Below are 11534 nucleotides of genomic sequence, written 5' to 3' on the forward strand. Positions count from 1 at the left end.
GGGTCGTTCAGTGGGAGGGGAGGGGAGGGTGAGGGGGAAGGCGGGGTCAGTCGCGGCAGAGCACGGTCTGCAGCACGTTCGTCAGGACGCGATCGGCGTCCGGCATCGCGGCGGCTGCGCGCCAGGCGACGAATCCGTCCGGCCGTACGAGCACGGCACCGTCCTCGGCCGTGCCGTGCAGCTCTGCCCAGTCGGTGTCCGGATCGGGGACCAGGTCGTGGTCGGGTCCCGTGCCCACGAGATACACCTCGACCGGGACGCCCAGCTTCAACGAGGCCTTCTCCACGGCGTTCCGCCACGCCTGCCCCCTGGATCCGGCGAGCAGCACGAAGGAACGCTCGTACAGATCCAGCGTGGAGATCCTGCGGCCCTGCCTCGCGACCCACATGTGAGGCGCACGGCTTCCCGGCTCACCGCCCAGCTGGAACGACTCGGGGACGATCGGCCGCTCGGCAGGGGCGTCCAGCACGGCATCGGAGGCGTACCGGTAGCACAGGGCGACGGTCATCAGGTCCGCCGGGTCGTCGTTGCGGCCCGCGGCGGGACTGAATCCCGGGTGCTGCTCGTCGGCCGCCTGGACGCACGCCCGGGTGCCGGTCGCGAGGGCGACGGGCCGTCGTTCCCGCTCGTAGGTGCCGAGCAGCGGCAGGCCGGCGTGGCCGCGGAGCACCGCGGCCAGTTTCCAGGCGAGGTTGTGGGCGTCCTGGATTCCGGTGTTGGAGCCGAACGCCCCGGTGGGCGGCATCTCGTGGGCCGAGTCGCCGGCCAGGAAGACCCGGCCCTGCGCGTAGCTGTCCGCCACCCGCTTCGAGGCGTGCCAGGGCGCTCTTCCGGTGATCTCGACGTCGATGTCGAAGACGCCGACCGCGGCGCGGATGTGTGCGGCCAGCCGCTCGTCGCTGAAGTCCTCCAGGGTCTCGCCCCGGTCGGGATACCAAGGAACATGGATCACCCAGCGCTCCTCGTTGTCCACCGGCAGCAGGGCACCCTCCCCCTGGGGGTTGGTGACATAGCAGACGACGAATCGTTTCTCTCCCACGTGGTGCCTGAGCGTCCTGCTCCGGAAGGTGACGCTGACGTTGTGGAACAGCTCGCCCGGACCTGACTGGCCGATCCCCAGACGTTCGCGGACGGGGCTCCGGGGGCCGTCGGCGGCCACCAGGAAGCCGGCGGTGACGGTACGGGTCTCACCGGTGTCCCGGTCCCTGACCTGGGCCCGCACCCCCTCGCCGTCCTGCGTGAAGGAGAGCAGCTCCGAACCGAAGCGGATGTCGGCACCCTGCTCGCGGGCGTAGTCCAGCAGGACGGGTTCCAGATCGTTCTGACTGCACAGGCACCAGTCGGAGGAGCTGACCCGGGAGATGTCCATGCCCCCCGAGATGTCCCCGATGATCCAGCGGCGCTGGGTCCCGGTGAGGGTGTCCACCTGGAGAATGCCGTCATTTCCGGCGAGAATGCCGGCCGCCTTCCGGATGCGCGATTCGAGGCCGGCGGTCCGGTAGATCTCCATGGTGCGCACATTGTTGCCGCGGCCCCGCGGGTGGGTCGATGTCCCGGCATGCCGCTCCACGACCATGTGCTCAATTCCGAGGCGCCCCAGGAAAACGGACGTGGAAAGGCCCACCAGGGATCCGCCGACGATGAGAACTGGTACAGATTCCGCTTCGTGTCCGCTCACGTCGACGATGTTTACCAAGCCGGACTCCCACACACACGTCGTAGGACGAGCCGACCCGTATGGCTCAGCGCCGTTTGCGGCGCGGTACCGCCCGGGAAACGGTGGCACTGACCACGGAAATCCACGCCGACCCCGGGACCACTCATGACGCAAGCGTTCGCATCCGAGGAATCCGAGGAACTCTCGTCCGAGGAGGCCGCGGCCGCGGCCTCGTCGTGCAGCCGGGAATTTCGCGCCAATCCGCATCCCGTCTACGCCGCGCTGAGGGAGACGGCGCCGGTATGCCCGCTGTCGCCCCCGCACGGTGTCCAGACGTACCTCATCACGCGGTACGACGACGCCCGGGCCGCCCTGGCCGACCCCCGGCTGAGCAAGGACATGTACGGCGCCATCGACGCCTACCACCGCATCTTCGGTGACTCGTCCATCGCCCTGGACGACAACATGCTGTTCTCGGACCCGCCGAAGCACACCCGGCTCAGGAGGATCGTCGGCAACACCTTCACCCCGAAGCGGGTGGAGTCGCTGCGTACGCGGGTCCAGAAGATCACCGATGATCTGCTGGACCAGTGCCCGAAGTCGGAGCCGGTGAACCTGCTCCCGGAGTTCTGCTTCCCGCTGCCGCTCCATGTCATCTGTGAGCTTCTCGGCGTCCCGGAGAACGAACGCGAGCAGGCCCAGAAATGGTCCGCCACCGTCGCGCAGACCGGTTTCGGCCCGGAGGCGAGAAAAGCGCTGGAAACGGCCGAGGGAAACCTGCGCGACTATCTGGTCGACCTCATCGCGCGAAAGCACCAGGAGCCGGACGACGGACTGCTCAGCGCACTGGTCGCCGCACGGGACGAGGAAGGCGCGCTCACCGACCACGAACTCGTGTCCACCGCCTGGGTGCTGCTTTTCGCGGGGCACAAGTCCACCGCGTACCAGATCGGAAACGGCGTCTACCATCTGCTGGCCCAGCCGGAGCAGAAACGGCTGGCTTTCAAGGACGCGAGCGCGACCGCCGCGGCCGTCGAGGAGATCTTCCGCTTCGAGACCTCCGTGGAGAACTCGACGTTCCGCTATGCGAAGGAGGACCTCGTCATCCGCGACACCCTCATTCCCAAGGGTGCGCTCGTCCAGATCTCGATCACGGGGGCCCACCGCGACCCCGAGGCCTTCGCCGATCCGGACCGCCTGGACGTCACGCGCCCGAACGTCCAGGCGACCCACATCGCCTTCGGCGTCGGCCCGCACTACTGCATCGGCGCGGCGCTCGCCCGGCTGGAGATGCAGACCGCCCTCACCACCCTCTTCGGGCGGTTCCCGGACATGGCTCTGGCCGTGGCGCCGCAGGAGGCACGCTGGCTGACCGTGCCGTTCCCCGCCTTCCGCGGGCTGGCCGAGCTGCCGGTCGTCCTCGAACCGTCCTGACGGGAGAACCATGGAACGCGTGCGCGTCATCCGGCTGCTCCGCGTGCGAGAGGGAAGAGAAGCGGACTTCGTGGCGTCCTACCAGGGCGTGCTCGATCGCGCCGTGCGCTTCCCCGGTCACCTCGGCGAACAGCTGTGCCGCTCGGTCGACGATCCCACTCGGTGGCTGCTCACCAGCGAGTGGGAGAGCCTGGAATCCGTCAGGAAGTGGCGCACCGACCCTGACCACACGGCTCTGGTCGAGCCGATGAACGCCTGTCTGCACGACGACCGGTGGACGGCGGTCTTCAAGGTCAGGGACATGGCGGCCCAGTAGGGCGGTGGGACCGAAAGGCGAGACAGGGCTGACCAGCATGTGACCGGCCGGTAAGGTCGGTTCCGTGCCGAAGCCGCTCAGCCTCCCCTTCGATCCCATCGCCCGCGCCGACGAACTCTGGAAGCAGCGCTGGGGAAACGTGCCGTCCATGGCCGCCATCACCTCGATCATGCGCGCGCACCAGATCCTGCTCGCCGAGGTCGACGCGGTGGTCAAGCCGTACGGGCTGACGTTCGCGCGGTACGAGGCCCTGGTGCTGCTCAACTTCTCCAAGGCCGGCGAACTGCCGATGTCCAAGATCGGCGAGCGCCTCATGGTGCACCCCACCTCGGTGACGAACACCGTCGACCGGCTGGTCAGGTCCGGTCTGGTCGACAAGCGGCCCAACCCCAACGACGGGCGGGGCACGCTCGCCTCGATCACCGACAAGGGCCGCGAGGTCGTCGAGGCGGCCACCCGCGACCTGATGGCCATGGACTTCGGGCTCGGGGTCTACGACGCCGAGGAGTGCGCGGAGATCTTCGCCATGCTGCGACCGCTGCGGGTGGCGGCACACGACTTCGAGGAGAGCTGACCGGGGGCCGGGGCAAGATCTCCCGGAACGGGTGGTTACGCTCGTGCGCATGAAGAAGAGCGTCCTGACCCGCTACCGGGTGATGGCCTACGTCACCGCCGTCATGCTGCTCGTGCTGTGCACCTGCATGGTGTTCAAGTACGGCTTCGACAAGGGCGAGGACGTCACCTTCGCCGTCTCCCAGGTCCACGGCTTCCTCTACATCATCTACCTGGTCTTCGCCTTCGACCTCGGCTCCAAGGCCAAGTGGTCGTTCGGCAAGCTGCTGTGGGTGCTGCTCTCCGGGACGATCCCCTTCGCCGCCTTCTTCGTCGAGCGCAAGGTCACCCGCAAGGTAGAGCCCTTGATCGGCGAGCCGGCCCCGGCCGTCGCCAAGGCCTGACCAAACCGCCGTACGGATGCGTGCGGCGGTTCTCCCATCGACATTTACTAGGACGTCCTAGTAAATTCAAAGGTATGGACGCTGACGCCATCGAGGAGGGCCGCCGTCGCTGGCAGGCCCGGTACGACGCCGCACGCAAGCGCAACGCGGACTTCACCACGCTCTCCGGCGATCCCGTGGAGCCGGTGTACGGACCCCGGCCCGGGGACAGGTACGAGGGCTTCGAGCGGATCGGGTGGCCCGGGGAGTACCCCTTCACGCGCGGGCTGTACCCGACCGGCTATCGAGGGCGGACGTGGACCATCCGGCAGTTCGCCGGGTTCGGGAACGCCGAGCAGACCAATGAGCGGTACAAGATGATCCTCGGCAACGGCGGGGGCGGTCTCTCGGTCGCCTTCGACATGCCGACGCTGATGGGACGGGACTCCGACGATCCGCGCTCGCTGGGCGAGGTCGGGCACTGCGGTGTCGCCATCGACTCGGCCGCCGACATGGAGGTCCTGTTCAAGGGCATCCCGCTGGGCGACGTGACCACGTCCATGACCATCAGCGGGCCCGCCGTGCCCGTCTTCTGCATGTACCTCGTGGCGGCGGAGCGGCAGGGTGTCGACCCGTCCGTGCTCAACGGCACGCTTCAGACCGACATCTTCAAGGAGTACATCGCCCAGAAGGAGTGGCTCTTCCAGCCCGAGCCGCACCTTCGTCTCATCGGCGACCTCATGGAGTACTGCGCGGCCGGCATCCCCGCCTACAAGCCGCTGTCCGTCTCCGGCTACCACATCCGCGAGGCCGGGGCGACGGCCGCGCAGGAGCTGGCGTACACGCTGGCGGACGGGTTCGGGTACGTCGAGCTGGGCCTCTCGCGCGGGCTGGACGTCGACGTCTTCGCGCCCGGGCTGTCCTTCTTCTTCGACGCGCACGTCGACTTCTTCGAGGAGATCGCCAAGTTCCGCGCCGCCCGCCGGATCTGGGCGCGCTGGATGCGGGACGTGTACGGCGCGCAGAGTGAGAAGGCGCAGTGGCTGCGCTTCCACACGCAGACCGCCGGTGTCTCGCTGACCGCCCAGCAGCCGTACAACAACGTCGTGCGTACGGCCGTGGAGGCGCTGGCGGCCGTGCTCGGCGGGACGAACTCGCTGCACACCAACGCCCTGGACGAGACCCTCGCGCTGCCGAGCGAGCAGGCGGCCGAGATCGCCCTGCGCACCCAGCAGGTGCTCATGGAGGAGACCGGGGTCGCCAACGTGGCCGACCCGCTGGGCGGCTCCTGGTACGTCGAGCAGCTGACCGACCGGATCGAGGCCGACGCCGAGAAGATCTTCGAGGAGATAAAGGAGCGTGGGCTGCGGGCGCACCCCGACGGGCAGCATCCGATCGGGCCGATCACCTCCGGGATCCTGCGCGGGATCGAGGACGGCTGGTTCACCGGGGAGATCGCGGAGTCGGCGTTCCGGTACCAGCAGGCGCTGGAGAAGGGCGACAAGAAGGTCGTCGGCGTCAACGCCCACACCGGGTCCGTCACCGGCGACCTGGAGATCCTGCGGGTCAGCCACGAGGTGGAGCGCGAGCAGGTGCGCGTGCTGGGCGCCCGTAAGGAGGCGCGGGACGACCGTGCCGTACGGGCCGCGCTCGACGCGATGCTCGACGCCGCGCGGGACGGCTCCAACATGATCGAGCCGATGCTGGACGCGGTACGGGCCGAGGCGACGCTGGGCGAGATCTGCGGGGTGCTGCGCGAGGAGTGGGGGGTGTACACGGAGCCCGCCGGGTTCTGAAGCCCTACGAGGCCGCGCCGGTGAGGCCCAGGAGCAGCAGGCGGGTGAAGCCGCGCACCCACTCCTCATCGGCCGGCTCCGCGCTCACCAGGGTGCGGTGCACCACGGCGCCCGCCACCACGTCGAAGATCAGGTCGACCGTGCGCGCGGCTTCCCCGGGATCTGGCTCCAGGGGGAGCTCGCCGCGCAGCTGGGCGCGCGCCCGGCCCTCCAGGACCAGGCGCTTCTGCCGTTCCACGATGGAGGCGCGGATGCGTTCGCGCAGGAGGTCGTCGCGGGTCGACTCCGCGACGACCGCCATCAGGCCGCTCTTGGCCTCCGGACGGGCCAGGATCGCCGCGAACTGGAGGACCACACCCTCGATGTCGGCGGCCAGGGTGCCCCGGTCGGGCAGCTCCAGCTCGTCGAAGAGCTCGGCGACCGCGTCGACGACCAGTTCGTTCTTGCCGGCCCAGCGGCGATAGAGGGTGGTTTTCGCAACCCCCGCCCGCGTGGCGACGTCTCCCAGCGTGAGCTTGGACCAGCCCAGCTCCACCAGGGCCGCCCGCGTGGCCGCGAGGATCGCCGCGTTCGCCGCGGCGCTGCGAGGGCGCCCGGTGGCCCGGGGGGCGGGAGTGCGGCTCTGCATGCCATGACCATAAGGCGGCGGTTCCCGTGGGGCCGTGAGGGAGATCACCGGAGAGTGGTGTTCCGCGGGCACCCGGTGCCATTACGCTACGACTCGTAGCGAAACCACTGGCGTGGGGTGGGGACCCGGCGCCGAACACGCAGAGCTCGACCGGCTCTCAGGACGCTTTTCACTCACGCGCGCGGACGGGGGAGGATAGACGCATGCAGCCACGGAACATGTCCATGAGCGGAGTCGTCGACCTCGCCGCGGTGAAGGCGGCCCAGGAGGCCAAGGCGAAGGCGGAGCAGGCGCGTGCCGAGACCGCCCGGCAGGGCGGGGGAGGGGCCGTGTCGCCCGCGGACCTCGTCATCGACGTCGATGAGGCGGGGTTCGAGCGGGAGGTCCTTCAGCGGTCCACCGAGGTGCCCGTCGTCATCGACTTCTGGGCCGAGTGGTGCCAGCCCTGCAAGCAGCTGAGCCCGGTGCTGGAGCGGCTCGCCGTCGAGTACAACGGCCGCTTCCTCCTGGCCAAGATCGACGTCGACGCCAACCAGATGCTGATGCAGCAGTTCGGCGTGCAGGGCATTCCCGCCGTGTTCGCCGTCGTCGCGGGGCAGGCGCTGCCGCTCTTCCAGGGGGCGGCCGATGAGGCGCAGATCCGCCAGACGCTGGATCAGCTCGTCACCGTCGCCGAGCAGCGGTTCGGCCTGACCGGCCTGACCGTCGACCCGGACGCCGAGCCGGGTGGTGTCCAGGCCGCCCCGGCGGCGCCGGCCGGTCCGTACGACGCGCTGCTGGAGGCAGCCGTACAGGCGCTGGACGCGGGCGACCTGGGCGGTGCCGTCCAGGCGTACACGAACGTGCTGAGCGAGGACCCGGCGAACACGGAGGCCAGACTCGGGCTCGCGCAGGCCGAGTTGCTGCAGCGGGTGCAGGGTGTCGACCCGCAGCAGGTGCGCAAGGAAGCCGCCGACAAGCCGGCCGATGTGCAGGCGCAGATCGCCGCCGCCGACCTGGATCTGGTGGGCGGCCATGTCGAGGACGCCTTCGGGCGGCTCATCGAGACCGTGCAGCGCACGGTGGGTGACGACCGGGACACCGTACGGCTTCGGCTGCTGGAGCTGTTCGAGGTCGTGGGCGCCGAGGATCCGCGCGTGACGGCGGCGCGCAGGGCGCTGGCCCGCGCCCTGTTCTGACCAGTCGCTAAACGCGCGGGCCTGTGGTGCCCGAGTGAAACATTTGCCGACAGAGGGTCACTGCGGCCGCGTTTTGCCAAATCTTGGTAATCGCGGCCGCTGTTACTGCCAGTAAGTCGTTGGCTTCCTTCTGTCAGATCCTGTCCGGTGATTCCCGGATTTGTCCGTCGCTTGACGCCACCGTGCGTCGCTGTCCGAGATCGACGGGTCGTTGTTCGGTTATCCGCCCGTTACTACTGAGTAACGAAGCCCCTTGTGCGGGCGGCGAGAATGCACCACGATCGGCCACGCTCGGTCCATTCCCGTACCCCGACAGCCGGTCGGGTCACGGGAGTTCCTGGGTCCCCACCGAGCAGAGTCGGCGGCAGTGGCGCCGGCTCTTGGACAGGGGGGTCTTCGCCCACCCGGCGAAGCCTGTCCAGCAGGGTTGTGCGTGATGCGTGTCAGGCGCGACCAGTGGTTGTCGCTCGGGGGTGATCGCCGGTGATTCGGGCGCGGTTCGCGCCGCCGAGCGCGGGCGCTCTCCTTCCCGAGGACGTAGCACTTCTCCCATCCCTGCCCGGCGAGCCTTCCGACCACCGGGGGCCGGCCGAGGCCAGGAGATGTACGTCCGAGAAGGAGGAAATATGGAGTCCCAGGTGCGTGGCGGGACCAGATGGAAGCGGTTCGCTGTGGTCATGGTGCCCAGCGTTGCCGCTACGGCTGCGATAGGTGTCGCCCTCGCGCAGGGCGCTCTCGCCGCGTCGTTCAGTGTCTCCGGTCAGTCGTTCAAGGTCACGACCGACAAGCTCGTCGGCACGGGCTTCTCGCAGTACGGCGCTCTTGACGAGGGTTACACGCTCTCCGGCAAGAAGACGGTTCACCCCGTCGCTGTCTCGGCCTTCGAGAACGCGACTATCACCAACCTGTGTCAGTCCGTGGTCACCCCGAACATCCCGCTGATCGGGGATGTCACCCTGACCCTGAAGGCTGGCGGGGGTGACAAGCCGGTCGAGGCCAAGAACCTGTACATCGATATCGCCGACCTCAAGGCCGACGCCACGTTCGAGGACATCGACATCGGTGTGGCCGCCAAGGACGCCAGCAAGGGTCCGGGCATGAAGGGCGGCGGCGAGCAGTCCAACCCGTACGGGTTCGCCCAGCAGGCGACCAAGGCCACACTGACCGACGTGAAGCAGACGGCGTGGGCGACCACCGCCGGAACCTTCAAGCTCAGTGGCCTGAGCATGAAGCTGAATGTCGGCAGCGGCAAGGGTGTCGAGTGCTACTAGTCGCTCGATGAACGGGCGGGGGGAGCCGAAAGCGCCCCCCGCCCGTCCCCTCTCCGCTCGGCTTCTTCACATCTCCGGCCGCTTCAGTCGCATGCGGCCGCACACACCACAACTCACCACCGCACCACCACCACAGCAACGCCGTACCAGGGAGCTGTTTTCCATGAGCGCCGAGACTCCTGCCGTACCCGGCCAGTTCACCCGCCGGAGGCTGCAGTTCCGCGCCTGGCGGGGCACGAGGCCGTTCTGGGCGGGTCTGTTCGTCCTGCTCGGCGGACTCCCCATCGCCTACTTCCCGTACGCGAACCTCCAGATCGGCCACCTGACCCTGGCGATGGCCACGACCGCGGGCGCCGGGTCCCTGATCATCGGCGTGCTGCTCGTCGTCCTGGGCATCAGCCTCTGGTTCCAGAAGCACGTGCGCACCTTCGCGGGTGTCGCGGCGATCCTGCTGGCCCTGGTGTCCATCCCGGTGTCCAACATCGGCGGTTTCCTCATCGGTTTCCTCCTCGCCCTCATCGGCGGGGCGATGGCGGTGTCCTGGGCCCCGGGCACCCCGCCCGAGTCGGAGCCGGCGCAGCAGGACACGACGGCAGCGGGCGGCTCCCCCAAGGGCCTGGACCCCGACACCACGGTCCTGAAGCCGGTCCGGGACGACGCCGAGGTGGGCAAGTCGAACGATCTGTCAGGAACGAGCCCGGCGAACGGGGCGAACGGGAGGCACAGTGCCGGCTGACGAGGTGACCCACGGGACTGAGGTGGACAAGTCCCGTGTGAGAACCGGGCCGCGTCACGCGGCACCCAAGAAGCCGCTGTTCACCAGGTTCCACATGCCGGCCGGCAAGGCGATCGCGCTGGCTGCCATGCCCACCGCCGTCCTCATGGGGATGGGCTTCACGCCCACTCTCGCCCAGGCCGACAGCGACAACGCGACGAAGCCGACGTCCAACAGCCTGACGGCGGACGAGTACAAGGAGTGCGTGGCGGCTCTGGAGGAGGGTGACTCCGTGTCGCCGTCCCCGAGCGCGAGTGAGTCCACCGGCAGCGACGAGACGGCGGAGCCGACCCCGTCGCCGTCGGCCTCCGCCGGCCAGGACTCCTCGGAGCCCTCCAACTCCTCGGCTTCTTCGGACTCTTCGGGTCCGTCGGACTCCGCGGGCGACCCCTCTTCGTCGGATTCAGGTTCCGACGGGGCCGAGCCGACGCCGACGCCCTCCCCGGGCAAGTCGAGCGAGGCCCAGTCCGGCGACACGACCACGCCGTCCCCCTCGCCGTCCGAGAGCGGCGGCAACGTGCTGGAGGAGATCGGCGACGCCATCACCGGCATCTTCACGGGCGGTGCCGGTGCCGAGGAGAGCGCGAGCCCGACGCCGACCCCCTCGGCGAGCGCGAGCGAGGGGGCGTCCGCCGGATCCTCCGACTCCGGCACGGGCACCTCCGGCGCCACCGACACCGCCGAGGAGACCGCCGAGAAGGTCACCGACACGGCGAAGGGCACCGTCGAGGACACCACCGATACGGCGTCCGAGGCGGCCGAGGACACGACCGAGGCCGTCGGGCAGGCGGCCGAGGAGGCGGCAGACGAAGCCACCGCCACGCCCAGCCCCTCCGCGAGCTCCACCACGAACCCCGAGGACTGCCCGGCCGCCACGGACGACGAGGGCGGCGTCGACAACAAGGTGCCGGTGGCGGACGACCCCTGGTACCTGCAGGCCAGCTCGCTGCTGCTGAAGGGCGCGGACTACCAGGGCATCGTCGAGGTGAAGACCGCCAACGGCACCAAGAAGAAGGTGCTGAAGTACGTCATATCCGACGGCACGGACATCGGCGACCTGCACCAGCTGGTGAAGGACAAGCAGTCCGGCAAGACCTATCACGTGCAGGCGGCCAAGGGCTCGACGTCCACGATCCGTGACGGCCAGACGGTGATGTACACCGAGAGCATCTCCGGCAACCTGCTCGGTCTGATCCCGGTGACGTTCGACCCGGAGCACCCGCCGCCGCTGAACATCCCGCTGATCTACTTCACCAACGTGAAGGTTACGCAGGCCGCCCAGTTCGGTGGCACGCTGCACGTGCCCGGGATGCACGTGTTCACCACCGACTGAGCGTCCGTACAGGCCCGTTCGGGAGCCGCACACCCGGTTGTGGCCCGGTCCTCCATACCTTGGAGGCCGGGCCACAGTTGTGTGTAACTCACGCGAAAGTTCTGCATACCTCTTCACGCATCCTCCGTGATTCCTGCCCCAAGATGACCGACCTTGGCTATGGTTGCGCTGCGCATGTTCCGGATCTGACCAATCTGCGTTTGCGCACGAC

Annotated in this window: 11 protein-coding genes; 9 read left to right on the top strand and 2 right to left on the bottom strand. The window is 68.8% G+C overall.

Features of this window, described 5'->3' with window-relative positions:
* Positions 1 to 46 precede the first annotated feature (46 nt).
* On the bottom strand, positions 47 to 1678 hold the full coding sequence (locus AQI70_RS29705) for an FAD-dependent oxidoreductase (protein ID WP_062155537.1): 1632 nt from the start codon (positions 1676 to 1678) through the stop codon (positions 47 to 49).
* A gap of 144 nt (positions 1679 to 1822) precedes the next feature.
* Between AQI70_RS29705 and AQI70_RS29710 the strand changes: the two genes are divergently transcribed.
* The 5 genes from AQI70_RS29710 (at position 1823) to icmA (ending at position 6138) form a co-directional block, all read left to right on the top strand.
* Positions 1823 to 3091 (top strand): cytochrome P450 family protein, encoded by a 1269-nt coding sequence (locus tag AQI70_RS29710; RefSeq protein WP_062155434.1) that lies wholly within the window; start codon positions 1823 to 1825, stop codon positions 3089 to 3091.
* A 10-nt stretch (positions 3092 to 3101) separates the two neighbouring features.
* A complete protein-coding gene (locus AQI70_RS29715) occupies positions 3102 to 3407 on the top strand; it encodes an antibiotic biosynthesis monooxygenase family protein (protein ID WP_062155436.1) in 306 nt (101 codons plus the stop codon).
* A gap of 64 nt (positions 3408 to 3471) precedes the next feature.
* Positions 3472 to 3981, top strand: a complete 510-nt coding sequence (locus AQI70_RS29720) for a MarR family winged helix-turn-helix transcriptional regulator (protein WP_003997807.1) — start codon at positions 3472 to 3474, stop codon at positions 3979 to 3981.
* A 49-nt stretch (positions 3982 to 4030) separates the two neighbouring features.
* A complete protein-coding gene (locus AQI70_RS29725) occupies positions 4031 to 4363 on the top strand; it encodes a DUF3817 domain-containing protein (RefSeq protein WP_062155438.1) in 333 nt (110 codons plus the stop codon).
* 74 nt (positions 4364 to 4437) lie between these two features.
* On the top strand, positions 4438 to 6138 hold the full coding sequence (gene icmA / locus AQI70_RS29730) for a coenzyme B12-dependent isobutyryl-CoA mutase large subunit (protein WP_062155440.1): 1701 nt from the start codon (positions 4438 to 4440) through the stop codon (positions 6136 to 6138).
* 4 nt (positions 6139 to 6142) lie between these two features.
* Here icmA and AQI70_RS29735 read toward each other — a convergent pair whose 3' ends face one another.
* On the bottom strand, positions 6143 to 6766 hold the full coding sequence (locus AQI70_RS29735; protein WP_003997804.1) for a TetR/AcrR family transcriptional regulator: 624 nt from the start codon (positions 6764 to 6766) through the stop codon (positions 6143 to 6145).
* 203 nt (positions 6767 to 6969) lie between these two features.
* On the opposite strand from AQI70_RS29735, the gene AQI70_RS29740 reads away from it, so the two are divergent.
* The 4 genes from AQI70_RS29740 to AQI70_RS29755 all read left to right on the top strand — a co-directional run bounded on the left by AQI70_RS29740 (position 6970) and on the right by AQI70_RS29755 (position 11323).
* A complete protein-coding gene (locus AQI70_RS29740; RefSeq protein ID WP_062155442.1) occupies positions 6970 to 7944 on the top strand; it encodes a tetratricopeptide repeat protein in 975 nt (324 codons plus the stop codon).
* 626 nt (positions 7945 to 8570) lie between these two features.
* Positions 8571 to 9215, top strand: a complete 645-nt coding sequence (locus tag AQI70_RS29745; RefSeq protein ID WP_062155444.1) for a DUF6230 family protein — start codon at positions 8571 to 8573, stop codon at positions 9213 to 9215.
* 163 nt (positions 9216 to 9378) lie between these two features.
* Entirely contained in the window at positions 9379 to 9951 is a 573-nt protein-coding gene (locus AQI70_RS29750; RefSeq protein ID WP_062155446.1) for a DUF6114 domain-containing protein, read from the top strand.
* A complete protein-coding gene (locus AQI70_RS29755; RefSeq protein WP_062155448.1) occupies positions 9941 to 11323 on the top strand; it encodes a hypothetical protein in 1383 nt (460 codons plus the stop codon). The genes AQI70_RS29750 and AQI70_RS29755 overlap by 11 nt, the downstream gene beginning before the upstream one ends.
* Positions 11324 to 11534 lie beyond the last annotated feature (211 nt).

Origin of the sequence: Streptomyces curacoi, assembly GCF_001513975.1 — a bacterium.
Taxonomy (GTDB): domain Bacteria; phylum Actinomycetota; class Actinomycetes; order Streptomycetales; family Streptomycetaceae; genus Streptomyces; species Streptomyces curacoi.

What these genes read in the sequence shown, in the direction of transcription:
- icmA (WP_062155440.1), top strand. Translation starts at nt 4,438, where the DNA reads ATGGACGCTGACGCCATCGAGGAGGGCCGCCGTCGCTGGCAGGCCCGG.
- AQI70_RS29725 (WP_062155438.1), top strand. Translation starts at nt 4,031, where the DNA reads ATGAAGAAGAGCGTCCTGACCCGCTACCGGGTGATGGCCTACGTCACC.
- AQI70_RS29735 (WP_003997804.1), bottom strand. Translation starts at nt 6,766, where the DNA reads ATGCAGAGCCGCACTCCCGCCCCCCGGGCCACCGGGCGCCCTCGCAGC.
- AQI70_RS29740 (WP_062155442.1), top strand. Translation starts at nt 6,970, where the DNA reads ATGCAGCCACGGAACATGTCCATGAGCGGAGTCGTCGACCTCGCCGCG.
- AQI70_RS29715 (WP_062155436.1), top strand. Translation starts at nt 3,102, where the DNA reads ATGGAACGCGTGCGCGTCATCCGGCTGCTCCGCGTGCGAGAGGGAAGA.
- AQI70_RS29750 (WP_062155446.1), top strand. Translation starts at nt 9,379, where the DNA reads ATGAGCGCCGAGACTCCTGCCGTACCCGGCCAGTTCACCCGCCGGAGG.
- AQI70_RS29745 (WP_062155444.1), top strand. Translation starts at nt 8,571, where the DNA reads ATGGAGTCCCAGGTGCGTGGCGGGACCAGATGGAAGCGGTTCGCTGTG.
- AQI70_RS29710 (WP_062155434.1), top strand. Translation starts at nt 1,823, where the DNA reads ATGACGCAAGCGTTCGCATCCGAGGAATCCGAGGAACTCTCGTCCGAG.